At 64.3% G+C, this 25,780-nt stretch carries 24 protein-coding genes and 1 pseudogene; 12 read left to right on the top strand and 13 right to left on the bottom strand.

All coding sequences use genetic code 11. The features are described 5' to 3' along the window. Nucleotides 1-55: 55 nt before the first annotated feature. Genes BLV47_RS14525 through gnd form a run of 3 tightly spaced genes read right to left on the bottom strand, consistent with a single transcriptional unit; the run spans nt 56 to nt 3,368 of the window. Nucleotides 56-877: a Cof-type HAD-IIB family hydrolase gene (locus BLV47_RS14525; RefSeq protein ID WP_092314655.1), complete on the bottom strand. Its 822-nt coding sequence runs from the start codon at nt 875-877 to the stop codon at nt 56-58. Then, nucleotides 874-2,391, bottom strand: coding sequence for a glucose-6-phosphate dehydrogenase (gene zwf, locus BLV47_RS14520; RefSeq protein WP_092314653.1), 1,518 nt, complete (start codon nt 2,389-2,391; stop codon nt 874-876). The genes BLV47_RS14525 and zwf overlap by 4 nt, the downstream gene beginning before the upstream one ends. Then, nucleotides 2,388-3,368, bottom strand: a complete 981-nt coding sequence (gene gnd, locus BLV47_RS14515; protein ID WP_092314651.1) for a phosphogluconate dehydrogenase (NAD(+)-dependent, decarboxylating) — start codon at nt 3,366-3,368, stop codon at nt 2,388-2,390. Before gnd ends, zwf begins: the two co-directional genes overlap by 4 nt. Nucleotides 3,369-3,776: 408 nt before the next feature. On the opposite strand from gnd, the gene BLV47_RS14510 reads away from it, so the two are divergent. From BLV47_RS14510 to BLV47_RS14490, 5 genes are all read left to right on the top strand, one after another. Next, a complete protein-coding gene (locus BLV47_RS14510) occupies nt 3,777-3,959 on the top strand; it encodes a DUF6026 family protein (RefSeq protein WP_092314649.1) in 183 nt (60 codons plus the stop codon). Nucleotides 3,960-4,185: 226 nt separating this feature from the next. Then, on the top strand, nt 4,186-5,928 hold the full coding sequence (locus BLV47_RS14505) for a phosphoethanolamine transferase CptA (RefSeq protein WP_092314647.1): 1,743 nt from the start codon (nt 4,186-4,188) through the stop codon (nt 5,926-5,928). Between the two features lie 380 nt (nt 5,929-6,308). After that, complete coding sequence (locus tag BLV47_RS14500) at nt 6,309-6,533, top strand: hypothetical protein (protein WP_092314645.1); 225 nt, start codon at nt 6,309-6,311, stop codon at nt 6,531-6,533. A gap of 319 nt (nt 6,534-6,852) precedes the next feature. After that, nucleotides 6,853-7,527, top strand: coding sequence for a heavy metal response regulator transcription factor (locus BLV47_RS14495; RefSeq protein WP_092314643.1), 675 nt, complete (start codon nt 6,853-6,855; stop codon nt 7,525-7,527). Further along, the gene (locus BLV47_RS14490) at nt 7,524-8,948 is read left to right on the top strand and encodes a heavy metal sensor histidine kinase (RefSeq protein WP_092314641.1); all 1,425 of its coding nucleotides are present in this window, start codon (nt 7,524-7,526) and stop codon (nt 8,946-8,948) included. The genes BLV47_RS14495 and BLV47_RS14490 overlap by 4 nt, the downstream gene beginning before the upstream one ends. A 116-nt stretch (nt 8,949-9,064) precedes the next feature. Here the strand turns inward: BLV47_RS14490 and BLV47_RS14485 are convergent, their stop codons facing one another. From BLV47_RS14485 to BLV47_RS14460, 6 genes are all read right to left on the bottom strand, one after another. Then, nucleotides 9,065-9,556: a GNAT family N-acetyltransferase gene (locus BLV47_RS14485; protein WP_092314639.1), complete on the bottom strand. Its 492-nt coding sequence runs from the start codon at nt 9,554-9,556 to the stop codon at nt 9,065-9,067. 158 nt (nt 9,557-9,714) lie between these two features. Further along, complete coding sequence (zapE, locus tag BLV47_RS14480; RefSeq protein WP_092314637.1) at nt 9,715-10,842, bottom strand: cell division protein ZapE; 1,128 nt, start codon at nt 10,840-10,842, stop codon at nt 9,715-9,717. A 159-nt stretch (nt 10,843-11,001) separates the two neighbouring features. Next, nucleotides 11,002-11,331 (bottom strand): ketosteroid isomerase, encoded by a 330-nt coding sequence (locus tag BLV47_RS14475; protein ID WP_092314635.1) that lies wholly within the window; start codon nt 11,329-11,331, stop codon nt 11,002-11,004. A gap of 52 nt (nt 11,332-11,383) precedes the next feature. After that, nucleotides 11,384-12,100, bottom strand: a complete 717-nt coding sequence (locus BLV47_RS14470) for a helix-turn-helix transcriptional regulator (RefSeq protein WP_092314633.1) — start codon at nt 12,098-12,100, stop codon at nt 11,384-11,386. Between the two features lie 91 nt (nt 12,101-12,191). Then, nucleotides 12,192-13,151, bottom strand: coding sequence for an agmatinase (speB, locus tag BLV47_RS14465; RefSeq protein WP_092314631.1), 960 nt, complete (start codon nt 13,149-13,151; stop codon nt 12,192-12,194). Nucleotides 13,152-13,161: 10 nt separating this feature from the next. Beyond that, complete coding sequence (locus BLV47_RS14460; RefSeq protein ID WP_092314629.1) at nt 13,162-14,262, bottom strand: polyamine ABC transporter substrate-binding protein; 1,101 nt, start codon at nt 14,260-14,262, stop codon at nt 13,162-13,164. A 100-nt stretch (nt 14,263-14,362) separates the two neighbouring features. On the opposite strand from BLV47_RS14460, the gene BLV47_RS14455 reads away from it, so the two are divergent. The 3 genes from BLV47_RS14455 to BLV47_RS14445 all read left to right on the top strand — a co-directional run bounded on the left by BLV47_RS14455 (nt 14,363) and on the right by BLV47_RS14445 (nt 17,480). Beyond that, nucleotides 14,363-15,256 carry a LysR family transcriptional regulator gene (locus tag BLV47_RS14455; protein ID WP_092314627.1) on the top strand — a complete coding sequence of 298 codons (894 nt, stop codon included), beginning with the start codon at nt 14,363-14,365 and terminating at the stop codon, nt 15,254-15,256. A gap of 253 nt (nt 15,257-15,509) precedes the next feature. Then, nucleotides 15,510-16,949 (top strand): nucleobase:cation symporter-2 family protein, encoded by a 1,440-nt coding sequence (locus tag BLV47_RS14450; RefSeq protein ID WP_092314625.1) that lies wholly within the window; start codon nt 15,510-15,512, stop codon nt 16,947-16,949. Nucleotides 16,950-17,018: 69 nt separating this feature from the next. Continuing rightward, nucleotides 17,019-17,480: an LEA/WHy family protein gene (locus BLV47_RS14445; protein ID WP_092314623.1), complete on the top strand. Its 462-nt coding sequence runs from the start codon at nt 17,019-17,021 to the stop codon at nt 17,478-17,480. A 3-nt stretch (nt 17,481-17,483) separates the two neighbouring features. Here BLV47_RS14445 and glsB read toward each other — a convergent pair whose 3' ends face one another. Continuing rightward, complete coding sequence (gene glsB / locus BLV47_RS14440; protein ID WP_092314620.1) at nt 17,484-18,392, bottom strand: glutaminase B; 909 nt, start codon at nt 18,390-18,392, stop codon at nt 17,484-17,486. A gap of 402 nt (nt 18,393-18,794) precedes the next feature. Between glsB and BLV47_RS14435 the strand changes: the two genes are divergently transcribed. Next, a complete protein-coding gene (locus tag BLV47_RS14435; protein ID WP_092314618.1) occupies nt 18,795-20,048 on the top strand; it encodes a ferredoxin reductase family protein in 1,254 nt (417 codons plus the stop codon). Here BLV47_RS14435 and BLV47_RS14430 read toward each other — a convergent pair whose 3' ends face one another. Beyond that, on the bottom strand, nt 20,049-21,437 hold the full coding sequence (locus tag BLV47_RS14430) for an MFS transporter (protein WP_092314616.1): 1,389 nt from the start codon (nt 21,435-21,437) through the stop codon (nt 20,049-20,051). Between the two features lie 114 nt (nt 21,438-21,551). Here BLV47_RS14430 and BLV47_RS14420 point away from each other — a divergent pair, with 114 nt between their 5' ends. After that, a complete protein-coding gene (locus tag BLV47_RS14420) occupies nt 21,552-22,823 on the top strand; it encodes an IS4-like element ISPa1635 family transposase (protein WP_143038274.1) in 1,272 nt (423 codons plus the stop codon). 242 nt (nt 22,824-23,065) lie between these two features. Here BLV47_RS14420 and BLV47_RS14410 read toward each other — a convergent pair. After that, a pseudogene (locus tag BLV47_RS14410) lies at nt 23,066-23,233 on the bottom strand (MFS transporter); the annotation flags it as partial. Nucleotides 23,234-23,360: 127 nt separating this feature from the next. Here BLV47_RS14410 and BLV47_RS14405 point away from each other — a divergent pair. Together BLV47_RS14405 and BLV47_RS14400 are read left to right on the top strand one after the other, a co-directional pair. Then, nucleotides 23,361-24,269: a LysR family transcriptional regulator gene (locus tag BLV47_RS14405; RefSeq protein ID WP_092314608.1), complete on the top strand. Its 909-nt coding sequence runs from the start codon at nt 23,361-23,363 to the stop codon at nt 24,267-24,269. 2 nt (nt 24,270-24,271) lie between these two features. Next, nucleotides 24,272-24,820, top strand: coding sequence for a GNAT family N-acetyltransferase (locus BLV47_RS14400; RefSeq protein WP_425272152.1), 549 nt, complete (start codon nt 24,272-24,274; stop codon nt 24,818-24,820). On the opposite strand, the gene BLV47_RS14395 is transcribed toward BLV47_RS14400, so the two are convergent. After that, a complete protein-coding gene (locus BLV47_RS14395; protein ID WP_092314606.1) occupies nt 24,813-25,733 on the bottom strand; it encodes a carbon-nitrogen hydrolase family protein in 921 nt (306 codons plus the stop codon). The two genes, BLV47_RS14400 and BLV47_RS14395, sit on opposite strands and share 8 nt — an antisense overlap. Nucleotides 25,734-25,780: the final 47 nt, after the last annotated feature.

Raw genomic sequence — 25,780 nt, 5'->3', positions numbered from 1 at the left:
CACCTGAATCGACAGCTGCAGGCCCGTGGCCCGGCGCAACGCCCGGCCATGGCCCTCAGCGCATGAGGATGTAGCGCTCGATGGCCTCGGCGGCGCGGTCTTCCAGGTTGCTGCCGGTGATCACATCAGCCTGGCGCTTGACCTGCTCCGGCGCCTGGCCCATGGCAATCGACAGGCCGGCACGCTGGAACATCGCCGAATCGTTGCCACCATCGCCCAGCGCCGCCGTGTGCTGCAGCGGCACGCCCAGGTACTCGGCCAGGGTGATCAGGGCCTGGCCCTTGTCCGCCTGCAGGGCGGTGACATCCAGGAACCTGGGTTGCGAACGGGACGCCTGGGCCTGACCCGCGGTGCTTGCGTGCAAGCGGGACTCCAGTTCCACCAGCAACCGATGGTCGCGACTGGCGGCAACGATCTTGTCGATGCGCGGCAGGTACTCCTCGAAACTGTCCACCACTTTCGGCCCATAGCCCAGCGCCTGGCGCTCCAGGGGCATGAGGTCGCCATCGAGGTGGCGCAGCAGCCACTGGTTGTCGGCAAAGACCCAGGTTTCGATCTGCGGCCAGGGCTCGAGCAGCAGCAAGGCGGTTACCGCGGCCGGCACCGGAACATGATGACGAACCAGAAAGCGGCCATCGGGACCGACGATGCTGCCACCGTTGAACCCTGCCGTCGGCAGGTCCACGCCCAGGGCCTCGATCTGCTGCTGCATGGCCCGCGGCGGTCGGCCGGTGGCCAGACTGAAAGCCACCCCGGACTCGCGCAGGGCGCGAACGGCGTCGAGGGTGCGGGGGCTGATGCTGTGGTCGGGCCGCAGCAGCGTGCCGTCCATGTCACTGAGCAGGAACTGGATCGACGGCACCTGGGAGACCGTCATCCGAGGGCGTGCCAGACCCGGCCGTCCCGCGCCAGCAGCTCGTCGCCAGCCGCCGGGCCATCGGTGCCGGCGGGATAAGGCTGGACCCCGGCGTCCTGCTTCCAGGCATCGAGAAAGGGCTGCACCGCACGCCAGCCGTTCTCGATGTTGTCGGCGCGCTGAAACAGCGTCTGGTCGCCGATCAGGCAGTCATAGATCAGCGTCTCGTAGCCGGTGGACGGCTGCATTTCGAAGAAATCGCGGTAGGCAAAGCCCAGCTCGATATTGGCCATGTCCAGGCTCGGCCCGGGCTTTTTCGCCAGCAGGTCGAACCACATGCCTTCATTGGGCTGGATCTGGATCCGCAGGTAGGTCGGCGACAGACGCTCGACCTCGGTGTCACGGAATTGCGCATAGGGCGCCGGCTTGAAGCAGATGACGATCTCGGTGTCGCGCACGCTCATGCGCTTGCCGGTGCGCAGGTAGAACGGCACCCCGACCCAGCGCCAGTTGTCGATCATCACCTTCAGCGCGACGTAGGTTTCGGTATTGCTGTCCGGCGCCACATTGGCCTCGTCGCGATAGCCCGGCAGCGGCTTGGCGCCTGCCAAGCCGGCACCGTACTGACCGCGCACCGAGTTGGCCCGGGCTTCTTCCAGGGACCAGGGGCGGATCGCCCCCACCACCTTGGCCTTCTCGCCACGCACCGCGTCGGCGCCAAAGGCTGCCGGGGGTTCCATCGCCACCATCGCCAACAGCTGGAACAGGTGATTGGGCACCATGTCCCGCAGGGCGCCGGTGTGTTCATAAAAGCTGCCACGGGTTTCGACCCCGACGGTTTCCGCCGCGGTGATCTGCACGTGGTCGATGTAATGATTGTTCCAAAACGCTTCGAACAGGCTGTTGGAGAACCGGCTGACCAGGATGTTCTGCACGGTTTCCTTGCCCAGGTAATGGTCGATGCGATAGATCTGCTTCTCGCTCATGACCTTGAGCAGGCAGGCGTTGAGGGCTTCGGCGGTCTGCAGGTCGGAGCCGAAGGGCTTCTCGATCACCACCCGGCGAAAGCCATCCTCGCGCTCCTCCAGCAGCCCCGCCGCCCCCAGCCGCTGCACCACTTCACTGAAGAAGCGCGGCGCGGTGGCCAGGTAGAACACCGCGTTGCCAGTGCCGCTGGCGGCAATCCGAGCGGCCAGCTCGACATAGGTGCTGTCGTCGAGGAAGTCGCCCTGGACATAGCTGATGCCCCGGGTCAGGCGGGCCCAGACGGCGGCGTCCACGGACGCCCCCTGGCCTTGTTTGCTCAGCACTTCATCGCGAAGGAAGTCTTCCAGCAGCGTGGCGAACTCGGCGTCGCTCACCGCGTTGTGGTCGACGCCGACAATCCGCAGTCCCTCATCCAGCAAGCCGTCGCGGCTCAGGTTGTACAGCGCCGGGGTCAGCAGGCGCTTGACCAGATCGCCCCGGGCACCGAACAGGAACAGCGTGGTCGGCGGCGCCGGCAACGCCTTGGACTTCTTTCGCGTAGCGGTCATTTCTTCCCGCTCTCCACATGGCCGCCAAAGCCGAAGCGCATGGCCGAGAGCAGTTTGTCGCCGTAGGTGCCCTGGCCGCGGGAGCGGTAGCGGGAGAACAGCGAGTTGGACAAGACCGGCACCGGCACCGCCTGCTCCATGGCCGCTTCGATGGTCCAGCGCCCTTCGCCGCTGTCGGCCACGGAACCGGAAAAGCCCTCGAGCTTCGGATCGCCGGCCAGGGCATCGGCGGTCAGGTCCAGGAGCCAGGACGACACCACGCTGCCGCGACGCCAGACTTCGGCGATGTCCGCCACATTCAGGTCAAAACGCTGATCTTCCGGCAGGATCTCCGACGACTTGGTCTTGAGAATGTCGAAGCCCTCGGCGAAGGCCTGCATCATCCCGTACTCGATGCCGTTGTGGATCATCTTGACGAAGTGTCCGGCACCGGCGGGACCGGCATGGATGTAGCCGCGCTCGGCACGGTCATCATCGGCGACCCGATCCTTGGTCCGTGGAATCGAACCCAGGCCCGGGGCCAGGGCCGCGAACAGCGGATCCAGGCGCAGCACCTCATCGGCGTCGCCGCCGATCATCATGCAGTAGCCGCGCTCCAGGCCCCAGACGCCGCCGGAGGTGCCGACGTCGATGTACTTCAGGCCCTTTTGCGCCAGATCGCGGGCGCGACGGATGTCGTCCTTATAGTAGGTGTTGCCGCCGTCGATGATGACGTCACCCGGTTCCAGCAACTGGCTGAGGGTGTCGATGGTGTCCTCGGTGGGTGCGCCGGCGGGCAGCATGACCCAGACTGCGCGGGGTTTTTCCAGGCCGGCCACCAGGGCCGGCAGATCGGCGACGCCCTTGGCGCCTTCGGCGGCCAGGGTGCTGACGAACTCGGTGTTGCGGTCAAAGACTACGGTTTGGTGCCCATTGAGCATCAAGCGCCGTGCAATGTTACCGCCCATGCGGCCCAGTCCAATAATCCCCAGTTGCATGTGCTGATGCTCCTACTGCAAAAAATTCAGATCAAAAATAGATGGCCCAATGAGCCGGTACCCACTTCAAGGGGCGCAACTATACAAGGCAAGACGCTCCAAGACAGCGCAATCTTCAGCCATAAGCGCAGTTTTTGCGGCCACCTGTGCTCAACCCGACCTGGCCGAACCTGATCCCCGCCCCGGCGGGCGGGCAACGAGTGAAGATTAGTCCAGGCACCCGGGGCGAAGTTTCGCAGAGCCTGAGGCAATAGCGACAGAAAACCACAGCAAGACACGGCGACCTCGAAAAATAAAAAAGTTCCCATTGCCCGAAAAAGAAATAAAATCGCCGCCTGCGACAGCGCTCCACGCCCGGCATGGGCAGAGCAAAGCATAGTTGAGGCACGCCATTTGCGAGGTGAAGCAATGGGCACAGTACAACCGGCACGACCAGCACAAACCCTGTATGTGACCATTCGTCGCGACGAATTGCGTCAGCTCAGGGAGCAACGCGATCAATTGCAACAAGAGGTCGCACAACTGCGCCGGATGTTACAGGCCCAGGCTCAAGGCCCTGTCGCCGAGCTGCACCTCCCCTCCGCGAGCTGAACTCGCCCCTGGACGCAGGCCCGGCCTGCGCTGGCTGTCCGACGGCGCCCCCGCCGCAAGGCCGCGACTGCGGCTAGACGGACAAAAATCCCACACCTGCCTCACGAACTTTTCACACTTGCCACTCGATACTCCAGGCCATTGTGGCCGTGTTGTTATCGACGGCGGGCTTCATTGGCGGCGCGCCACCTGCGCCCAATGATCATGGAATTGTGGGGAGCACCGAATGGCTTTGTTCAAACGCAGTAACTCATCTGCGGCGGGTTTCGATTGGATGGGCCTGCTCTGGCTATTCCTGTTCTTCTGGTATTTCTCCGGCATCACCCAACTGCTGATCCAGCTGACCGACACGTCCGGCTTCGCCGGTTTCCGCCAGGCGTTCTTCATGAGTGCCATCTGGCTGGCGCCGATGCTGCTGTTCCCGGCTCGCACCAAAGTCATGGCGGCGGTGATCGGCGTGGTGCTCTGGGCCTGTTCCATGGCCAGCCTGGGCTACTTCTTCATCTACCAGCAGGAGTTCTCGCAAAGCGTCATTTTCATCATCTTCGAGTCCAACCCCTCGGAAGCTGGTGAATACCTGACCCAGTACTTTGCCTGGTGGATGGTCGCGGCCTTCCTGGCCCACACGGCCTTTGCCATCTTTCTCTGGACCCGCCTGCGCCCGGTCTACCTGCCCCGGGGCCAGGCACTGCTCGCCGCCGTGGCGATCCTGGTGGCGATTGTCGGCTACCCCCTGGTCAAACAGATCTCGCGCGCAGATACCATGGCCGACGGCCTGGAAAAATTCGAAACCCGCATCGAGCCGGCCGTGCCATGGCAGATGGTGGTCGCCTATCGCCGCTACCGTCAGCAGCTGGACGGCATGCAAGGCATGCTCGACAGCGTCAGCAAGATTCCGCCCCTGACCAACCTCAAGGACAGCATGGCCAACCAGCCAGCCACCCTGGTGCTGGTGATCGGCGAATCCACCAACCGCCAGCGCATGAGCCTCTACGGCTATCCGCGCCAGACCACTCCGGAGCTGGACAAGCTCAAGGACCAGCTGGCGGTGTTCAACAACGTCATCACCCCGCGCCCCTATACCATCGAGGCGTTGCAGCAGGTGCTGACCTTTGCTGATGAAGAAAACCCCGACCTGTATCTCAAGACCCCGTCCCTGGTCAGCGTGATGAAGCAGGCCGGCTACAAGACCTACTGGATCACCAACCAGCAGACCATGACCAAGCGCAACACCATGCTCACCACCTTTTCCGAACAGGCGGACGAGCAGGTGTACCTGAACAACAACCGCAACCAGAACGCCCGCCAGTACGACGGTGACGTGCTGGAGCCCTTCTCCAAGGCCCTGGCCGACAGCGCCCCACGCAAGTTCATCGTGGTGCACCTGCTGGGCACGCACATGAGCTACCAGTACCGCTACCCGCCGACCTTCGAGAAATTCACCGATCGCCAGGGCGTGCCGGCCGGCGTGCACGACGACCAGGTGCCGACCTACAACAGCTATGACAACGCCGTGCTGTACAACGACTTCGTGGTGTCCAGCCTGATCAAGGACTACGCCAAGACCGACCCCAACGGCTTCCTGCTGTACCTGTCGGACCACGGCGAAGACGTCTTCGACTCCGCCGGGCACGACACCCTGGGACGCAACGAAGGCAAGCCCACCGCGCCGATGTACACCATTCCATTCATGGCCTGGGCCTCGCCGAAATGGCGCGAAACCCATGACTGGAACTTTGCTTCCGACCTCAGCCGGCCCTACATCAGCTCCCAGCTGGTGCATACCTGGGCCGAACTGGCCGGCCTGAGCTTCGATCAGCTGGACCCAAGCCGCAGCCTGGTCAGCGACAGCTTCAAGCCGCGCCCCTTGCTGATTGGCAACCCCTACTCGCGCCAGAGCAAGCCGCTGATCGACTTCAGCCTGATGAAGCCCAAGACCCCGGCCGACGCCGCCGTGGTACAGCAGTAAGGCTCCGCCTCGGGGGCCGCCACGGCCCCCATCCCGCAAGCCCCGGCTGACTGGCGCATAGGCCATCGCGCCTTGCGCCAACCTCACCGACGCCTTCTCCGACACGCCGCTACGCAAAAGCCCCCTCCCCCCCGTAGCCGGCTTGCCGGCGAAAGTGCCAGCGCCTCTTGCACCGACCTGCCCCGATCTGCCCCACGCCCTGGCCGGCACAGCGGTTCATAACGGCCAGCACTTCGCCACGGACACATGTTGTCAAGAATGCAATTGAGCATTCAGGCTGACGTTAACCCTCACTTAATACACTTCGCTGAAACTTGCCCCATCACTTCTTGTGCAGGGACGAAACAAGTGACCGAACACTCTTAAGTAGGAAACGCAGTATGAAACTTGCAACTTTGGTATTTAGCGGTTTGCTTCTAGCCACTTCCAGTGCAGCCTTTGCCGAAGGCGGAGCCGAGCATATGCAACGCTTCTACGAGAACTTCCGGGTCAATCAGCAGCAGATTCACGGCGATAAGAACAACAACCTCGCCAAGACCGAGCAAGATAAGGCCGGTACTCACTATTCCGCGCCGGACGCCAAGAAACAACAGCCCGACGCTTGATCCATGTTCGACGCAATACCCACTCTGGACATTGTGCTCCTATGACAGAGATGGACGTTTGGCGCCCTGTTGGGCGCCTTTTTTATATCCGCATTAAACAACTCGCTGTCACCACAATGACCCTTGTATTACAACTCTGTCATCTGCCACTGCGCGCGCGTCGATTGAATTAGGATGCCTGGGTCCGATCACCTTCCACTCATCGAATCAGCGGCTAATCATCTGAATTTATTGATCATTTTTATTGACCCTGTAGCTACTACAGGCTTCATCCTTCCCCCATTCGCTACTTCCCAAGCACTTTGAAGAGAATCCGGCAATGCGCATCCTGGTGGTTGAAGACGAACCCAAAACAGCCGACTACTTGCACCAAGGCCTGAGTGAAAGTGGTTATGTGGTCGACCGTGCCAACAATGGTGTGGACGGCTTGCACCTGATTCAACAGCAGCCTTACGAGTTGGTCATCCTGGATATAAACCTGCCGGGCAAAGATGGCTGGCAAGTGTTGCAGGGTATGCGCGGACAATCTCAGGCACGGGTCATGATGTTGACCGCTCGCGGTCGTCTGGAAGACAAGGTCAAGGGACTGGATATGGGCGCCGATGATTATCTGGTCAAACCCTTTCAGTTTCCCGAGTTGTTGGCGCGGGTGCGCACCCTGATACGTCGCGCTGAACCCGCAGCCCCCTCGCAAGTATTGCAAGTGGCTGACCTGCAACTTGATCCACGACGTCACCGGGCTTATCGCGGTGATCGACGTATTGACCTGACCACCAAGGAATTCACCCTGCTACATGTTTTGATGCGTCATTCGGGAGAAGTACTGACCCGCACGCAAATCATTTCCCTGGTCTGGGACATGAACTTCGACTGCGACACCAATGTGGTGGAAGTGTCCATCAGCCGCCTGCGAGCCAAGATCGACGAGGCCCACGAGGTGCGCCTGATCCACACCCTGCGCGGTGTCGGTTATGTGCTGGAAGTTCGCCCATGAAAACCCCGCCGGCCCCCGCCCCCAACAGCAGCCTGTCCATGCGCCTGGGGCTGACCGTCAGCCTGATGGGCGCTGCGCTGGTGCTGCTCCTGGCGACCCTGGCCTACCTGGCCCTGAACCACGAACTGGACAACCTGGCGCGCAAGGGCCTGGACAGCAAGCTGGAGCAGGTCCGCCACAGCCTGACCAGCGACCTCAAGAGCAGCGACCTGGCCGCCCGCCCCCATTCCCTGCTGGACCTGGTGCTGGGCCACGACAACCTGCAATTGAGCATCCTGGGCAGCGACCCGCTGGCCGAGCCCCTGCTCAATGTCGGCGGTGATCAGCAATCACCGCCCGAGGCCTTGCAGCAAGTGCCCGACAGCGGTTACTTCGACTGGCGCGACCAGCGCGGCACTCAGTTGCTCGGCGCCGCCCGAACGATGAGCCTGCGCAACGGCGAGCAGGTGCGGGTGATCCTGAGCCTGGACCGCAGCAACGATCAGGCCCTGCTCAGCGCCTATCTGCGCTCCACGGTGATTGCCCTGCCGCTGTTGCTGCTGCTGATCGGCATTGGCGCCTGGCGCCTGGTGCAGCGCGGCCTGCTGCCCCTGCAGCAGTTCACCCGGGTGGCCGCCAAGGTCACCACCCAGGACCTGACCCATCGCTTGAACCTGGAGCGGTTGCCCCGGGAGCTGGCGGAACTGGGCCAGGGCTTCAACGTCATGCTGCAGCGCCTGGATGGCGGGGTGCAGCGCCTGTCGCAGTTCTCCGACGACCTGGCCCATGAACTGCGCTCGCCCATCAGCAACCTGATGGGCAAGGCCCAGGTGACCCTGTCCCGGGAACGCCCGGCGGAGGAATACAGGGCCGTGCTGGAATCGAGCATCGAGGAGCTGGAGCGGGTCACCCGGATCGTCGCCGACATGCTGTTTCTGGCCCAGGTCAGCCAGCCGGCCTCCCAGGCCCGCTTCACCCGGGTGTCCCTGGCCGAGGAGGCGCGCCGGGTCATGGATCTGTTCGCCCTCAGTGCCGAGGACAAGCAGCTGGCACTTGAATTGAGCGGCGACGCCTGGGTACAGGGGGATCGCCTGATGATCCAGCGGGCGATTTCCAACCTGCTGTCCAATGCCATTCGCCATTGCCCGGAACAGGGACGGATCAGCCTGCGGATCGAACGCCAGCTGCAAGACGTCAGCCTGAGCGTGGGCAACCCGGGGCCGGGCATCGCCGCCTGCCACCTGCCCCATCTGTTCGAGCGCTTCTACCGGGTCGACAGCAGTCGCACCCGGGCCGAAGGCGGGACCGGACTGGGCCTGGCGATCGTTCGCTCAATCATGAACCTGCATCAAGGACGCACCGAGGTCGCCAGCGCTCCAGAGCAGCTCACCGAGTTCCGCCTGGTGTTTCCCAAGCCCGATCCGGCCTTGCACGACGTCTAGAGCAGCCAGCCCCCCCCTGGGTGCGCAAGAGAGGCCACACGGCGAACACCCGCGAACAGCCCCAGGCGCAGGAACAGCAGGAACACCCGCCAGGGGCTTCGAGGTGACAGCAGGCATTACAAGGCTTTGCTCCAGAACAGCATGCGGCCATGGGCCGGATCGAGCTGGGTATCGGCGAAACCGCAGGCCTGGTAAGCCGCCTGAGCCCGGGCATTGCCCTCCAGCACTTCCAGGGTGATCTTGCAGCAGCCCCGTTGCCGGGCGATGTCCTCGACCTTCTGCAGCATCCGCTTGCTCAGGCCCTGACCGCGAAAGCCATCAAGCACCAGCACATCATGGACATTCACCAGGGGCCGACAGGCAAAGGTGGAAAAGCCTTCGAAGCAGTTCACCAGTCCCACCGGCTGCCCCCCGGCAAAGGCCAGCACACTGAACGCCTGAGGTCGCTTGGCCAGTTCCGCCGGCAGTTGCCGGAGCAGGTCCTGCCCCAGCGGCCGACCACCGCCCATGGGGTCCTCGGCATAGTGATTGAGCAGTACACCTATGGCTTCGGCATGCACCGGATTGCTGTAACTGGCTTGCAGCACCACGACATCGGCAACGTCCATGTTCATCCTCGATCAACGCATTGGAAGAGAGCGCTCAGGGCTCGGGCAGCCTGGATTGTAGGCCGGTGGCGTTGACCAGACGAAGATATTCTCGCCACTGACGTGCGAAAAATCCTAGGCAATGGAAACGACTCCCATCAGCGGCAAGCACTTCCCTTTCAAGCACCCGGCTGCCGGGCAAAACGCTGCAGCTGCATTTCCTGCAGGCGGCTAAGGGTGCGGCGGAAGGCAAACTCCAGGTAGCCCTCGGTATACAACTGCTCCATCGGCACCCGGGCCTCCAGGTACAGCGGCACCCCACGGTCGTAGCATTCATCCACCAGGGCGATGAAGCGCCGCACGCTATCGTCGTGGATCGACAGTTGCGGCAGTTCCCGATCTCCCGCCACCACTCGCTGGGCTCCATCCTCGGTGCCCCGGGCAATGCGCCCCGGACGTTGCCGGGCACTGAGATTGGGCACCTCGCTGAGGAGGATCGCCCGGTAGCGGTCGCACAGGGCCATGAAATCCATGGCCGAGAACGGCTGCTCGCAAAGGTCGGCAAAGCGGCACCAGATCACCGTGGTGGCCGCCTTGACCACCTGTACCGTCCGATAGCCGAGCAGCAGCGGCTCGCTGGACACCGCCTGCCCGCCACTCAACTCGCGAAACAGCGGTTCCAGGGCGCTGGGCTGGCCCTCGACGCTCAGCCAGTAGCGCTGCGCGGCGGCGCCGGGGTGCAGGCGATGGTCCTGCTCGCCGTCCACTGCCAGCACCTGCAGGTGCTGGCGAATGGCGTCGATGGCCGGCAGGAAGCGCTCGCGATTGAAGCCATCGGCATACAACTGCTCGGGAGGCTGGTTGGAGGTGCAGACCATCACCACCCCTTGTTCGAACATCACCTGGAACAGGCGCCCGAGAATGATTGCGTCGCCGATATCGTTGACGAACAACTCATCGAAACACAGCACCCGTACCTCTGCGGCAAGCTCCCGGGCCAGGGTCTGCAAGGGATCGGCAGTGCCGGTGAGCTGGAACGAGCGCTGGTGCACCCAGCCCATGAAGTGATGAAAATGCTGACGCCGGGCCGGCACCCTGAGGCTCTGGTAGAACTGATCCATGAGCCAGGTCTTGCCGCGCCCGACCGCGCCCCACAGATAGACTCCCTGCACCGGCTTGCGCCCCTGATGCAGCGCCTCGTGACATTGCTGCAAGGCCTGCACCGCACGGGCCTGGGCCGGATCGGCGACAAAGCCGTCCTGCTCCAAGGCATGCCGGTAAGCGCTCATGGGTGAATCGAATGGCATGGGCCGCTGGCCTCCTGGCAAAGAGCCGCAGTATGCCACCACACGCCGCTCCAGGCCTGATCCGAGGCCGCGAGGCTGCGCAAGAAGCGCCAGAGCCTGCGGCGCGCCCAAGCCCTTTGCGTGCCTGCCGGCCGTTGGCAGCCCGCGCCGGCGGCTACATCAGCGCGAGATGTCCAGGCGCTCGATCCGGCCCTGGTCGTCCAGGCGGAAAGTGTGGCGCAAGGCCTGGGGGCTGCCGGGGAAATCACCGCACACCCGGCTGTCGAGCAAGATCTTGCCGGTACGCTGCTGAACCCCGAGGACCTCCAGGCGACGTGCGCCTGCACACATCCAGCGGGCAATCTGCTGGGGCCCCACGCAGTGCTCACGCTCATCGAAGATCTGCGCCCGGGCGGCGAAGATCGACGCCACCACTGTGCTGTCGCCGCGGTTGACGGCGGCGACATAGGCGGCGATGGCCGGGGCCAGGGAAGGGTCTGTGGCCGACATGACAAAAGCTCCTTGCTGTTGAATGAGGGAGGCATGCTAAAGCCTGCTTGCGTCATTTCCTGTCAGCAGTGAATCGGCCCTGCTCATCGCTCTGCATGCATTTGCGCCAAGCTCGCAGCCAGTCGCTGCGCCGCCCAGGATAGGCCTGCCCCTGCTCCTGGGCGGCGGCAATGCGGTCGGTACGAAAGGTCCGGTAATCGCCCCGCAGCTCACACCAGGCGACGATCACCCGGGCCTCATTGAGAAAGCCCAGGGCCAGCGGCCAGATCAGCCGCTGGCTGGGGTTGCGGTTGACGTCGGCATAGTCGATCAACAGCTTGGCCTGATAGCGGATCGCCTGGCGGAACACGTTCAGCGACACCGGGTTGTCCGGGAAGCCCCAGCCCGCCGGGCCCGGCAGCAGGGTCGGGTTGCGCAGCGCATCCTGGGCCGCCGGGGCCAGTACTGCGGCGATCTTGGCCATGGCATCGGCCGCCGCCTTGCTCAGCACCTCGTCACCGCGCTGATCGACATAGCGCAAGCCCAGGACCACGGCCTCGGTTTCATCGGCATTGAGCATCAACGGTGGCAGGAACAGCCCGCTGCGCAACACATAGCCGATGCCGGCCTCACCGTAGATCGGCGCCCCGAGAGAGGTCAGCTCGGCAATGTCGCGGTACAGGGTGCGCTCGGACACCTCCAGCTCCGCCGCCAGGGTGGCCGCGGTAACGGGACGGCTCTTGCCCCGCAACATCTGCAACAGGGTGAGTAAACGGCTGGCTCGCGACACCTTGACAGGCTCCAGAAAAAATTCCGGCGCAGAATATCAGAGCCTCCTGACAACCAGTGTCAGGAGGCTGGCAGGCCCGTCCGGCAGCGAATCAGCAATCGACCTTGCGCCGGGCGGCGTAGAGACACAGCATCTCCATGGCCAGGGTCGCCCCCGCCAGGGACGTGATCTCGGCATGGTCGTAGGCCGGGGCCACTTCCACCAGGTCCATGCCCACCAGATTGATCCCGCGCAGGCCGCCAAGGATCTCCAGCGCCTGCGCACTGCTCAGGCCGCCACACACCGGGGTGCCGGTGCCGGGTGCGAACGCCGGATCCAGGCAGTCGATGTCGAAGGTCAGGTACACCGGGTGATCCCCCACTCGCTGGCGAATCGCGGCGACGATCGCCTCGCAGCCCAGTTGATGCACCTGGCGCGCATCCAGCACCTTGAAGCCCTGGTGATCGTCGTTGGTGGTGCGCAGGCCGATCTGCACCGAGCGCGTCGGGTCCACCAGCCCTTCCCGGGCGGCGTGCCAGAACATGGTGCCATGGTCGATGCGCTGCCCCTCTTCGTCGGGCCAGGTGTCGCTGTGGGCATCGAAGTGGATCAGCGCCAGCGGCCCGTGATGGCGGTGGTGAGCCTTGAGCAGCGGGTAACTGATGAAGTGGTCGCCGCCCAGGGTCAGCATCGCGCAACCGGCATCGAGAATGCGCCGGGCATGGGCCTCGATGCGTTCGGGCACCGATTGCGGGAGGCCTGGATCAAACGCGCAGTCGCCATAGTCGATCACCGACAGGTGATCGAACGGATCAAAGGTCCAGGGCCAGTGGCGTTCCCAGGCGATCGCGGTAGAGGCCGCGCGAATGCCCCGCGGGCCAAAGCGCGCGCCGGGCCGGTTGCTGGTGGCGGTGTCGAACGGCACGCCACTGACCACCAGGTCGACGCCCTGCAAGTCACGGCTGTAGCGCCGGCGCATGAAGCTGGTGATACCGGCGTAAGTGGCTTCGGCCGCGGTGCCGTACAGGCTGTCGCGGGTCAGCGCCTGGTCGTTGTGGTCAGCGATATCCATGGGTGTCTCCTCAGGGTTGGCGGCTACGGAAAGTGGTCCAGATACGCGTGCGTTGACGCATATCCTTGAGGCTCATGCTGCGGTCGGCGTACAGCCGGGCACGCATGTCGGGCCCCGGGTACAGGTTGGGGTCGTTGCGAATCGCCGCGTCCACCAGGGGCGTGGCCGCCTGGTTGGCGTTGGCAAAAAACAGCGTGTTGCTCAAGGCCGCCACCGATTCGGGGCGCAGCATGAACTCGATGAAGGCCCGGGCCGCCTCGGAGTGAGGCGCATCCTTGGGGATCGCCAGGTTGTCCTGCCAGATCAGGGTGCCGTCCCGTGGGATGCGATAGGCCACCTCAAACGCCTTGCCGGCCTTGCGCGCCTGGTCCGCGGCCATACTGGCGTCGCCGTTGTAGGTCAGCGCCAGGCACAGGCTGCCGTTGGCCAGGTCATTGAGCTGTCGGCCACTGGCCACATAGCGCACCGACGGCTGCAGCTGGCGCAGCAGCGTCTCGACTGCGGCCAGGTCCGCCGATGCGCTGCTGTAGGGATCCTTGCCGAGGTAGTGCAAGGCCAGGCCGATGACCTCCTGGGGCGAGTCGAGAATGGCGATTCCGCAGTCTTTCAGGCGCTCGGCATATTCGGGTTTGAACAGCAGGTCGAGGCTGTCCAGAGGTGCGTCGGGCAGCCGCTGGCGCAGCGCCTGGACGTTCACCGCCAGCCCCAGGGTGCCCCAGGTGTAGGGCACGCCGTAACGATTGCCGGGGTCCACCACGGCCAGCTTGGCCAGCAGGTCCGGGTCAAGGTTGGCGTAACCCTTGAGGCCGGCAAGGTCTATTTCCTGCAGCGCGCCCGACGCCAGCCCGCGGGCCAGGACGCTGGAGGACGGCACCACCAGGTCATAGCCACTGCGGCCGGTCAGCAGCTTGGTTTCCAGCACCTCGGAGGTATCGAAGATGTCATAACGCACCTGGATGCCGGTCTGCTCGGTAAAGCGCTGCAAGGTCTGCGGCGCCACGTAGTCCGCCCAGCTGTAGAGGTTGAGCACCGGTTCTTCGGCCCACGCCTGCTGGGCCAGGACCAGCGCCGGTAACACCAGGGGAACGCACAAGCCAAACAATGAACGCATGACAGGCACCTGCTCAAGGAAGTAGCGGCAGCTTGCCCGGATCGCTACATTAGAAAAATTCCACGTTTGTTACGCTGACATGCGCCAGAGGTAATGTTTGATGTTGGGTCAATTGCACGATCTGGACCTGCAACTGTTGCGGCTGTTCGTCACCGTGGTGGAATGCGGCGGCTTCAGCGCCGCCCAGGGCGAGCTTGGCCTGAGCCAATCGAGCATCAGCCAGCAGATGGCCCGCCTGGAAACCCGCCTCGGTTATCGCCTGTGCAGCCGTGGCAAGGCAGGCTTCAAGTTGACGCCCAAGGGCGAGCAGCTGCTGAGCGCCACCCGTCCGCTGTTCGATTCCATCGAGTTGTTCCGCCACCAGTCCAACGGCGTGGCCGGACGCTTGATCGGCGAGGTGCGCCTGGGGCTGTCCGAAGCCCTGGATCGCTCGGTGCTGGAAAAGGTCGCCCAGGCCATCCATGACTTTCGCCAGCGTGATGAGTCCGTGCGCATCGAGTTGTTGAGCGCCATGCCCGGGGATATGGAGCGCCTGCTGTTGCAGCAGCGCCTGGACCTGGCCATCGGCTATTTCTCCAAGGTCCAGCGCGCCTTCGACTACCGCCGGCTGTTCAGCGAGACACAGCACCTGTACTGCGCCGTTGGCCACCCGCTGTTCGAGACTCCCGATCCGGACCTTGGCGCCCTGTCCCAGGCCGATCGGGTCGACCACCCCTATCGTTTCCTCGGCCCGGACGAGCCATTCCAGGGCCAGCGCTGCTCGGCCCGGGCCGAACAGGTGGAAGGCACCCTGGCCTTTATTCTGTCCGGGCAGCACGTCGGCTACCTGCCCAGCCATTTCGCCCGCAGTTGGGAGCAGGCCGGCCAACTCAAGCCGCTGGGCGCGCCACACTTGAGTTTCGAGGTGGACTTCTACCTCGCCCGACACCGCGCCCAGGTGCCGGGCGAGGCCCAGCAAGCCTTTGAAGACGACCTGCTGCGGGCCTTTGCCTGAGCCTGAGGCCGGCACAAGCGCCGCAGGCGCCCGGAGCATGGGCAGGTCGACTGGCGACGAGGTGCCAGCGGCAAAGTTAGGTTTTTCCAGCGCTTTGCCCTTCTGACCGCGGCGCCTTTCTGGCATCCTGCGCCTCCTTTTTTCTGACCGGGTGCGCAAGTCTTGTCCATGCCATGGCTGTGCAACCCAAGTCCCGTCCACTTTCCGACGTGTGCCCCCGTTGTTTTCACACGCCACTGGCAGGCCTTTTCCCATGACCGCACCTGATCGTTCCCCGCCCCGCTACAAGTCCGACCTGATCTACGGCCTCGACGACCGTCCGCATTTCAGCGCGGCGATCTTCGCCGCCCTGCAGCACGTGCTGGCCAGCTTCGTCGGCATCATCAGCCCGACCCTGATCTTCGGCGGTGTGCTGGGCCTGGAAAGCGAGCTGCCCTACCTGATCAGCATGGCGCTGTTCGTCTCCGGCCTGGGCACCTTCGTCCAGGCCCGGCGCCTGGGGCCGATCGGTTCCGGCCTGCTGTGCGTGCAGGGCACCAGTTTTTCCTTTATCAGTGTGCTGCTCAGCGCCGGGTTCATGGTCAAGGGCCGGGGCGGCAGCACCGATGACATCCTCTCGACCATCTTCGGCATCTGTTTCGTCGCGGCCTTTATCGAGATGTTCCTCAGCCAGTTCATCGGCAAGCTGCGCAAGCTGATCACCCCGGTGGTGACCGGCACCATCATCACCCTGATGGGCCTGTCGTTGATCAAAGTGGCGGTCACCGACATGGCCGGCGGCTACGGCGCCAGCGACCTGGGCGCGGCGAGCAACCTGGGGCTGGCGGCGCTGGTGCTGTTGACCATCGTCGTACTCAACCGCTTCAACCACCCGATGCTGCGCCTGGGTTCGATCGTCATCGGCCTGACCCTGGGCTTCGTGGTGGCCTGGATGCTCGGCCGGGTGGACCTGGCGGCCCTGCCGGAGGTGCCGCTGGTGAGCGTGCCGGTGCCGTTCAAGTACGGCTTCTCCTTTGACCTGATCGCCTTTATCCCGCTGGCGGTGATCTTCCTGATTTCGCCCCTGGAGGCGGCCGGCGACCTGACCGCCAACTCGATGATTTCCCAGCAGCCGGTCAAGGGCCCGCTGTACATCAAGCGCATCAAGTCCGGGCTGCTGGCGGACGGTTTCAACTCGGCGGTGGCGGCGGTGTTCAATAGCCTGCCGATGGTCACTTTTGCCCAGAACAACGGGGTGATCCAGCTGACCGGCGTGGCCAGCCGCTACGTGGCCTACTTCATCGCCGGGCTGCTGGTGCTGCTGGGCCTGTTCCCGGTGATCGGCGCGGTGCTGCAACTGATGCCCAAGCCGGTGCTGGGCGGCGCCACCCTGATCATGTTCGGCACCGTGGCGGTGGCCGGGATCAAGATCCTCGCCGAGGCTGGACTGCATCGACGCAACGTGCTGATCGTGGCCATTTCCCTCGGCATGGGCCTGGGGGTGGCGGCGGTGCCGGAAGTGCTGCGCGAGCTGCCCAAGGCCCTGCACAACATCTTCGAGTCGCCGATCACCGTGGGGGCTTTCTGCGCGATCTTGCTCAACATCTTCCTGCCGGAAGAATTCCTCGAACTGGAAGAAGATGAATTCGACCCGGAAGCCGCGACCCTCAAGGTCATGCAGGATCCGGACATGAGCGGCAAAGCGAACTCCTGAGGCTGGCGGGCGTCTATGCTGCGTGCGCGACGCCCGTCGTCCCCCGTCCTTTTTGCAAGCAGGTGCCTCATGCGCAGATTTTTCGTCCTGATCCTGGTGTGCCTGAGCCTCAGCGCCTGCGCGCTGTGGCCCAACCGCGATCCGCTGGCGATCAACGTGGTGGGCATCGAGCCGCTGCCGAGCCAGGAGCTGGAAATGCGCTTTGCGGTGAAACTGCGCCTGCAGAACCCCAACGAAACCGCCATCGACTACAACGGCGTGGCCCTGGACCTGGAAGTCAACGGCCGCCCGCTGGCCTCCGGGGTCAGCGACCAGCGAGGGCATATCGGCCGCTACTCGGAGGACATCCTGGTGATTCCGGTCAGCGTCTCGGCCTTCTCGGTGCTGCGCCAGACCCTGGGCCTGAGCCAGACCCAGACTTTGGACAACCTGCCCTATGTACTGCGCGGCAAGCTGGCCGGCGGCCTGTTCGGCACCCAGCGCTTCATCGATCGAGGGCGAATCAGCCTGAGCAATCCGGACGCCTGGTAAGCTCTAGAACACCGACCAACCGATGCGCTGGCTGAGCAACTCCAGGGCCGCCATGCCCACCAGGGAGTTGCCGGCGCTGTTGAGTTCCGGCGACCACACGCACACCGTGAACTGCCCCGGCACCACCGCGACAATCCCGCCGCCCACGCCACTCTTGCCCGGCAAGCCGACCCGATAGGCGAAGTTGCCGGCCTCGTCGTACAGGCCGCTGGTGGCCATGATCGAGTTGACCTGCTGGGTCTGGCGCCGCGTGAGAATCTGCTCGCCACTGTGCTTGCAGAAACCGTCGTTGGCCAGGAAGCAGAAGGCCCGGGCCAGATCGACACAGCTCATGCGCAAGGCGCAATGGCTGAAGTAGCTGCGCAGCACCGCCTCCACATCGTTATGGAAGTTGCCGAAAGACTGCATCAGGTAGGCCATGGCCGCGTTGCGGGCACGGTGCTGGTATTCCGAATCGGCCACCCGGCCATCCACCATCACCTGGCTGTTGCCCGACAGGCGCCGGACAAAATCGCGCATGGACAAGGCTGGAGCCGCGAAACGCGACTGGTTGATGTCGCAGATCACCAGGGCGCCGGCATTGATAAAGGGATTGCGCGGGCGGCCGCGCTCGAACTCCAGTTGCACCAGGGAGTTGAAGGGTTGTCCCGAAGGCTCGTGGCCCAGGCGCTCCCAGATCGCTTCGCCGGAATGGCCGATGGCCTGCACCAGGCTGAAGACCTTGGAAATACTTTGCACCGAGAATGGCGTGTCAGCGTCACCGGCGCTGAATACCTGGCCATCGTTGCCATATACGGCAATCCCCAGTTGGTTGGCCGGCACATCGGCCAGGGCCGGAATGTAGTTGGCGACCCGGCCTTGGCCGATCAGGGGGCGGACTTCATCGAGAATCTGGTTCAACAGGGCTTGCATGTTCAGGCTCGTCATCACGGGCCCCGGTACGTCTGCGGGGCTATGGCAGCTAGACGCACGCCAGGCCTCGCGCAGCACACCCAAGTGCACATTCGCCGGCAAGCCGGCGCCAACCCGCCAGCTGCCCCCGTGCCGTGCGCAGCAAATCGAAATGCAATTGAGATTCGATCATTTCCCACAATCACCGAACACGCAATCGATGACCCGCATCAGCTTGAATTAAGGTTAAGGCGCTAGAATGGCCTCAGGTTACGCGCGAACAAAGCTGTCATATCCCGCTATACCCCAGCGCCACACCACTCCATGCATCGCGCCGTTTGGCGTCGCCCCCATCGCAACGGGACCTTTGCGGCAGTCGATGTTCATGCCATGACGGCATTTCCTCAGCGGAGTCATGCACCCTTGAAAACCTGGCACACGATAGTCGGCGTTCTGCTGATCACCACGTTCACTCTCCTGCTGGAGATCCCTTCCACCACCTGGCTGACCTCCGCCACCCTGAGCATGGTCCTGGGCAGCACGGCCCTGGCCTACATGGCCCTGTCCTGCTTGCTGGCCGCCCGCTGGGGCGTTGTCGAGCGCCTGTTCGGCGGCCTCGACCGGGTCTACGAGGTGCATAAATGGCTGGGGATCTGGGCCCTGGCGTTCGCCAGCTATCACCTGGTGTTCAAGGCCAACCTGGATGAATGGAACAGCGTGCCGATCCTCGAACTGTCCAAGTACTGGACCCGCCTGGTGCGCCAATTGAGCTACGTGGCCCTGGGCCTGATCGTGCTCCTGGCGCTGAACCGCAACATTCCCTACAGCCAATGGCGCTGGTGGCACAAGCTGTCCGGGCCGCTGTTCCTGATCGTGATCCTGCACGGCTTGAGCTTCAAGTCGCCGATCACCCTGGACTCGCCATCGGGCCTGTGGCTTGGCGCGCTGTGCATCCTCGGGGTGCTGGGCGCCCTGTACAAACTGCTGCTCTACCCTTTGGTGGCCAAGGCCGGCGAATATCAGGTGAGCGCGGTCCGGGTGGAGAAGAACTCCCTGCACCTGGAATTGAAGCCCCTGGGCCGGGGCTTTCCCTTCAAGGCCGGGCAGTTCGCGTTCCTGTCGATGCAGGAAAAGGGCCTGCGCGAGCCGCACCCCTTCACCATCGCCAGTGCCCAGGCCGAGGACGGGCGCATCGAGTTCGTCATCCGTGCCCTCGGCGACTACACCCAACGGTTGCGCAAGCAGGTCAAGGTCGGCATGCGCGCTGATCTCTACGCACCTTATGGCCGCTTCAAGCGCCCCCAGGAAGCGGCCCGGGAGATCTGGATCGGCGGCGGCGTGGGCATTTCGCCGTTCATTTCCTGGCTGCAGGACGCCGCCGCCGGGGAGTTCGACAAGGCCACCCTGGTGTACTGCTACAACCCGTCCCGGGCCTTTCCCAGCGTCGACACCCTGCAAGGCATGGCCCAGGCCCGCGGCGTGGACTTCGTCGCCAACAGCGGCGGCACCGAGTCCCTGGCGCAGACCCTGCAGCGCACCGCGGCGCAGACCGATCCGCAGCAGATCCGCATCAGTTTCTGCGGCCCCAAGGGGCTGCTGGCCCAGGTCCGCGAACTGATGCACGAGTACCGGATTCCCGAAGCCAACCTGCACTACGAGTTCTTCGAGTTCCGCTGATCAGTTGCCGAGGCGACGCGGGTGGCGCGGCTCATGCAGCGCCACCTTGACCACCAGGGCGGCCACCAGGGTGATGACCATCAGCACCTGCAACAGCTGGCTGAAGGCCTGGGCATAGCTGTGCAGCAACGCCTCCCGGGACCAGCTCGGCAAAGCCCCGGCACTGGCCGCCAGATCACCGCCGGCCAGTTGCCGGGCGGCCAGTGACAGGGCGTCGCCCGAAGCCCCGTGGGCGCCCAGCGCCTGTTGCAGCAATGCCGCCAGCAACGCCACCACCAGGGCCAGGGCGATGCCCTCGCCCGCCACCCGGGTGGTGCTGAAGATGCCACTGGCCATGCCGGCCCGCTCCTTGGGCACCACACTCACCGACAGACCGTCCATCAAGCCCCAGGGCAGGCCGCTGCCCAGGCCGATCACCAGCAACGGCCAGACCCGTTCGCCGGCACCCTGCCCCGGCGCCAGACGGCTGAGCCACCAGAGCCCGCCGGCGGCCACCAGCAGCCCCAGGCTCGACAGATTGCCGGCGCTGAACCAGCGGTTGAGCCAGCCCGCGGCCAACGGCACCACCAGCATCGGCGCGGACAGGGCCAGCATCAGCAGCCCGGCGTCGATCTCGCTGTAACCTTCGACGCCGATAAAGCGGATCGGCAGCAGGATCAGCAGCACCACGTAGCAATAGCAGGTGGCGATAGGCAGCACCTGCACCCCGACAAAGCGCGGGTAGCGAAACAGCGACAGGTCGAGCATCGGCCGCGCCGCCCGCCGCTCCACGAGGATGAACAACCCCAGGGCCAGCAGCGCTCCCAGCAGCAACGCCAGGACCCAGGGACTGCTCCAGCCGCTTTGCGGCGCCTGCAGAATGCCCCAGGTCAGCAGCACCAGGGCCAGGGTGAAGCTCAAGGTCCCGGGCCAGTCCACGCCCCGGGCCTGGGGATCCCTGGACTCCTGCATGCGTGGCACGCCAAAGGCCAGGGACAGGCCGCCGATCAGCGCTCCGGAGACGAAGATCCCGCGCCAGCCGCTGTGCTCCACCAAGACCCCGGCGAGGATCGGGCCAAAGGCCAGGCCGACGCCAAAGGTAGTGCCCAGCAAGCTGAAAGCCCGGGTGCGCCCGGGGCCGTCGAAGGCCTGGGCCAGGGCCGCCGAACCACCGGCCAGGGCGGCGGCGCCGGCCAGCCCCTGGACTCCGCGCAGCAGGTTGAGCCACAGCAGCGACGGCACGAACACCAGGGCCAGGGAGCTCAGGCCGAACAGCGCCACCCCCAGGCTGAACAGGCGCTTGCGACCGTACTCGTCGGCCAGGGTCCCGGCGGCCATCAACACACTGCCAAAGGTCAGCATGAAGGCGTTGGTGGTCCAGCTCAGGGCCAGGGGGCTGCCCAATGTCATCAACTTTGGAAGTTATCCATAAATATCATATAATTAGCGCTCAAATCAGTGCATGGGAGAAGCCCTTTTGACTACCTATACCGCATCGCTTGACACCGCCAGCCAAGCCCTGGTTTGAAAATTGTACAAAAAGTAACCAGTCCGCTCGATTGTCCCGCCTTCATCGCCGCCCACCGCCAGAATCCTCAAGACTTTACCCGCCGACGCCAGCTCACCTTCAAGAACCTCGTCCTGTTCCTGCTCAATCAGCCGCGCACGGCCCTGCAAACCGAACTCGATCAGTTCTATCGCGTACTCAATCAGGCGTCGACTGAGACGCAAATGGTCACTGCGCAGGCCTTCTGCAAAGCGCGCAAAAAGCTCAACCCCGAGGTATTTGAAAGTCTCAATCGCCTCCTGCAGCAACAAATTGACTGCTTCGGGCTGCGCCAGAAGTGGCGTGGGCTGAGGGTGCTCGCGGTGGATGGCTCGACCGTGCATTTACCCCTGGAGTCGACCATGGCGACCTTCTTTGGCAGTCACTCTGGCTTTCCCATGGCTCGCTTGTCCACACTCTACGAAGTCGCTGACGGTCAAACCCTGCATAGCCTGATCGTGCCCCTGACCGTCGGCGAGCGCGACTGTGCCCATCTGCACCTTGAGCACCTGCCGGCTGACAGCCTGACGCTGTTTGACCGTGGTTACCCTGGGCACTGGTTATTCGCGCTGTTCGAGCAGCACCGGCGACATTTCCTGATGCGCCTGCCCTGTGGCTATAACGCCCAGGTCAAAGCGTTTCTACACTCTGGCCAAGTTGAAGACACACAGCTTTTCGTGGCCAACCATCCTGAAGCACGTCTGTTCTGCTCCGAGGCTGGCGTTGATCCTGCCAACCAGATCGAGCTGAGACTGATCCGGGTCGAGTTGGCCAACGGCGAAAGCGAGGTATTGCTGACCTCGTTGCTGGATCGAGAAGCCTTTCCCGCTGAGGTGTTTGCCGAGCTTTACCACCGCCGCTGGGGCATCGAAACCGACTTCCGTCGCCTCAAACAAACCCTGACGCTGGACAACTTCAGCGGCCGCAGCGTGACCGCTGTAAAGCAGGACTTTCATGCCGCTCAACTGTTGAAGAACCTGGCGCTGTTGATGCAGCACCTGCTACAGCCAGTCATCGAACAGCGCCACAAAGGCCGCAAGCTGCGATGGAAAGTCAACTTCACCCAAGGCGTGTCACGGCTCAAAAATACCCTGGTCGAGCTGCTGGTGCGGCACTGTGCTCAGGGGCTGAGCAATGTGCTGGCCTTGATGGCTAAAAGCCTCAGTGCCGTACGCTCAGGCCGTAGCTTTGCGCGCCAACGCAAACGCGCAGCCAGCCGAGGTTGTGAGGGCTACAAACCGACGCGCTGAAGAAACACCACCGCCCAACCTCCGTGCAAAAAAAGCTGGCCACAAGCGGTCGGCATAGGCTCGTCCGGAGAACGAGAAATCTCGCCTAGACAGCTGGAACAGACGATGATCACATCACCGCCAGCCCAGTTAGACCGCCTGATTGAGCGGCAGAGGCCTGGTCATCGCCCGACGGCCATGGCGGCTGGCTGCTTCGGGGGGCTTGCCTTGGGCAGGGCTGCAGCTTAGGTTGATGACATTGGGGGGCTGCCCCCCAGTTCGCGGGCGATGGCCGGGGTCGCCACGGCCACCCCGACAAAGGTCAGGGGCAGCATCAGCGCCGCCAGGCACACCGCCGCCAATACACCGTAGGCACCCCGCTCGCGGGTGCGGGCCGGCAACCCCAGGGATAGGTCGAGTTCAGGATTCATGGACACCTCTACGCCCCGGCAATCAGGGCTGACTGAAGAAAAACCCAGGATAGGCAGGCCGCAATCGATAAAAAACAGGGCATTATTCCGCTCTTTACGGACAAAAACGCTGCAATCGAGGTGCACCATGGACAACCTGAATGGCCTGCAAGTGTTTGTCTGCGTGGTCCAGAGCGGCAGCCTGGTGGCCGCCAGCGAGCGCCTGGGGCTGTCCGCCTCGGCCGTGGGCAAGGCCCTGTCGCGCCTTGAACAGCGGCTCGGCGTGCGCCTGCTCAACCGCAGCACCCGGCGCATCAGCCTGACCGACGAAGGCACGCTGTTCTACGAACGCGGCCAACGCATCGTCGATCAGGTACAGGAAGCGGAAGCCGAACTGGCGCGGCTCAGCGATGCGCCCCGGGGGCGGTTGCGGGTCAGCCTGCCGGCCATCGGCTACCGCATGCTGCTGCCGATCCTGCCGGCGTTCTCTGCGCGCTACCCGGACATCGAACTGGACCTGGACTTCAACGACCGGCTGATCGACGTCATCGCCGAGGGGGTGGATGCAGTGATCCGCAGCGGCGAGTTGCCGGATTCCCAACTCAGGTCCCGCAGCCTCGGGCCCTTCGGCTTCGTGCTGGTCGGTGCGCCCGGCTACTTCGCCCGCCACGGCACACCCCGGACGCCCAGGGATCTGGAGCACCACGCCTGCCTGCGTTACAAGTTTCCCGGTGGCAGCCAACTGCAGCAGTGGCGCCTGCACCTGGCGGACAGCGCCGCGCCGCTGGTGCTGGGCAGCGCCCTGACCAGCAACAACCTGGAAGCGCTGATCCATGCCGCAAGCCAGGGCCTGGGCATCGCCTACGTGCCGGATTTCGTGGTCAGCGGCGCCCTGGCCGACGGCAGCCTGGTGTCGGTGCTGGACGACTTCCAGCAAGAGCGCGGCAAGTTCTCCATACTCTGGCCCAGCAGCCGGCACTTGCTGCCCAAGCTGCGGGTGTTCGTCGACTTTCTCGGCGAGCATCTGCTGCTCGGCAAACCTCACAAGGAGTCCTGATCATGATTGGCAGCCTGCCTACCCTGCACACCGAGCGCCTGTTGCTGCGGCCCCTGGAACTGGCGGATGCCGACGCCATCCAGCAGCTGTTTCCCCATTGGGAAGTGGTGCGCTACCTCAACGCCCTGGTGCCCTGGCCCTACCCGGCCGACGGCGCCTTGAGCTTCGTGCGTGACATGGCCCTGCCGGCCATGGACCGGGGCACGGAGTGGCACTGGACCCTGCGCCTGCACAGCGACCCGGGCCGGATGATCGGCTGCATCAGCCTGATGGACCAGGTTGACGACAACCGCGGCTTCTGGCTGGCCCCGCCATGGCAGGGCCAGGGCTTCATGAGCGAGGCCTGCAAGGCGGTGGACCACTATTGGTTCGAGGTGCTGCAACGGCCCTTGATGCGCGTGCCCAAGGCGGCGCCGAACCAGGGCTCGCGGAAGATTTCCGAGCGTGGCGGCATGCGCCTGGTCCGCTCGGAAGAAGGCGAATTCGTCAGCGGGCGGCTCCCCGTGGAGCTGTGGGAGATCACCCGCGAAGAGTGGCGCCGGCTCAGGTAAAGCGCACCCCGGGGCGGGCGCGCTGGTCCACGGTCAGCTCAAATACATCCGGGCGTGCGTAATGGCCGACCACGTCGTAGTCATAACGCGCACGCAGCAGATCGGCGGTGTCGATCTCGGCGCTGATCAGCCCGGCGCGGCCCACCAGCGGCCCGGCCAGCACATCGCCCATGGGCCCGACGATCACGCTGCCGCCGGCAATCAACGGGCGCTGCGCCGGCCAGTTGGCAATCTCCAGCCCCAGTTCCTCCGGCGAGGCCTGGACCTGACAGGCGCTGACCACGAAACAACGACCTTCATGGGCGATGTGACGCATGCTCGCCTGCCACATCTCGCGCTCGTCCACCGTGGGTGCGCACCAGACTTCGATGCCCTGGGCATACATCGCGGTGCGCAGCAGCGGCATCATGTTTTCCCAGCAGATCACCGCGCCGACCCGGCCCACCTGGGTGTCAAGCACCGGCAGGGTCGAGCCGTCGCCCTTACCCCAGATCAGCCGCTCGGTGCCGGTGGGCATCAATTTGCGGTGCTTGCCAACAAGCCCCGCCTGCGGGTCGAAATACAGCGCCGTGCAATACAGGGTGCTGCCGCTGCGCTCGATCACCCCCAGCACCAGGTTGGCCCCGGTCCGCGCCGACAGCCCGGCCAGGGCCTCGGTTTCGGCCCCGGGGACGTCGATGGCATTGGCGAAGTAGCGGGCGAAGGCTTCGCGCCCTTCCGGCAGGCGGTAACCCAGTTGGGTACCGAAGCCTTCGCCCTTGGGATAGCCCCCCAGCAGCGCCTCGGGCATCACCACCAACTGCGCACGCGCTTCGATGATCGCGCCCTCATAGGAGAGGATCTGCTCCAGGGTGGCGGCCTTGCCTTCTGGCAAGGCACCGATTTGCAGGGCGGCGACGATGGACTTGGGCATGACATGACTCCTCGAACGATCAGGTGTTGCGCATTGTCCTGCCGCCG

The sequence above is a fragment of the Pseudomonas saponiphila genome, from assembly GCF_900105185.1.
GTDB lineage: Bacteria > Pseudomonadota > Gammaproteobacteria > Pseudomonadales > Pseudomonadaceae > Aquipseudomonas > Aquipseudomonas saponiphila.
The sequence above is the reverse complement of the archived record's forward strand: the minus strand, read 5'-3'. Positions and strand labels throughout refer to the sequence as shown.

Coding starts and splice junctions, on each gene's coding strand:
- zwf (WP_092314653.1), bottom strand. CDS start 2,391: ATGACCGCTACGCGAAAGAAGTCCAAGGCGTTGCCGGCGCCGCCGACC.
- BLV47_RS14500 (WP_092314645.1), top strand. CDS start 6,309: ATGAAACTTGCAACTTTGGTATTTAGCGGTTTGCTTCTAGCCACTTCC.
- BLV47_RS14475 (WP_092314635.1), bottom strand. CDS start 11,331: ATGTCGGCCACAGACCCTTCCCTGGCCCCGGCCATCGCCGCCTATGTC.
- zapE (WP_092314637.1), bottom strand. CDS start 10,842: ATGCCATTCGATTCACCCATGAGCGCTTACCGGCATGCCTTGGAGCAG.
- speB (WP_092314631.1), bottom strand. CDS start 13,151: ATGGATATCGCTGACCACAACGACCAGGCGCTGACCCGCGACAGCCTG.
- BLV47_RS14430 (WP_092314616.1), bottom strand. CDS start 21,437: ATGACATTGGGCAGCCCCCTGGCCCTGAGCTGGACCACCAACGCCTTC.
- BLV47_RS14505 (WP_092314647.1), top strand. CDS start 4,186: ATGGCTTTGTTCAAACGCAGTAACTCATCTGCGGCGGGTTTCGATTGG.
- glsB (WP_092314620.1), bottom strand. CDS start 18,392: ATGCAAGCCCTGTTGAACCAGATTCTCGATGAAGTCCGCCCCCTGATC.
- BLV47_RS14450 (WP_092314625.1), top strand. CDS start 15,510: ATGACCGCACCTGATCGTTCCCCGCCCCGCTACAAGTCCGACCTGATC.
- BLV47_RS14395 (WP_092314606.1), bottom strand. CDS start 25,733: ATGCCCAAGTCCATCGTCGCCGCCCTGCAAATCGGTGCCTTGCCAGAA.
- BLV47_RS14445 (WP_092314623.1), top strand. CDS start 17,019: ATGCGCAGATTTTTCGTCCTGATCCTGGTGTGCCTGAGCCTCAGCGCC.
- gnd (WP_092314651.1), bottom strand. CDS start 3,368: ATGCAACTGGGGATTATTGGACTGGGCCGCATGGGCGGTAACATTGCA.
- BLV47_RS14485 (WP_092314639.1), bottom strand. CDS start 9,556: ATGGACGTTGCCGATGTCGTGGTGCTGCAAGCCAGTTACAGCAATCCG.
- BLV47_RS14455 (WP_092314627.1), top strand. CDS start 14,363: ATGTTGGGTCAATTGCACGATCTGGACCTGCAACTGTTGCGGCTGTTC.
- BLV47_RS14510 (WP_092314649.1), top strand. CDS start 3,777: ATGGGCACAGTACAACCGGCACGACCAGCACAAACCCTGTATGTGACC.
- BLV47_RS14400 (WP_425272152.1), top strand. CDS start 24,272: ATGATTGGCAGCCTGCCTACCCTGCACACCGAGCGCCTGTTGCTGCGG.
- BLV47_RS14460 (WP_092314629.1), bottom strand. CDS start 14,262: ATGCGTTCATTGTTTGGCTTGTGCGTTCCCCTGGTGTTACCGGCGCTG.
- BLV47_RS14405 (WP_092314608.1), top strand. CDS start 23,361: ATGGACAACCTGAATGGCCTGCAAGTGTTTGTCTGCGTGGTCCAGAGC.
- BLV47_RS14490 (WP_092314641.1), top strand. CDS start 7,524: ATGAAAACCCCGCCGGCCCCCGCCCCCAACAGCAGCCTGTCCATGCGC.
- BLV47_RS14495 (WP_092314643.1), top strand. CDS start 6,853: ATGCGCATCCTGGTGGTTGAAGACGAACCCAAAACAGCCGACTACTTG.
- BLV47_RS14525 (WP_092314655.1), bottom strand. CDS start 877: ATGACGGTCTCCCAGGTGCCGTCGATCCAGTTCCTGCTCAGTGACATG.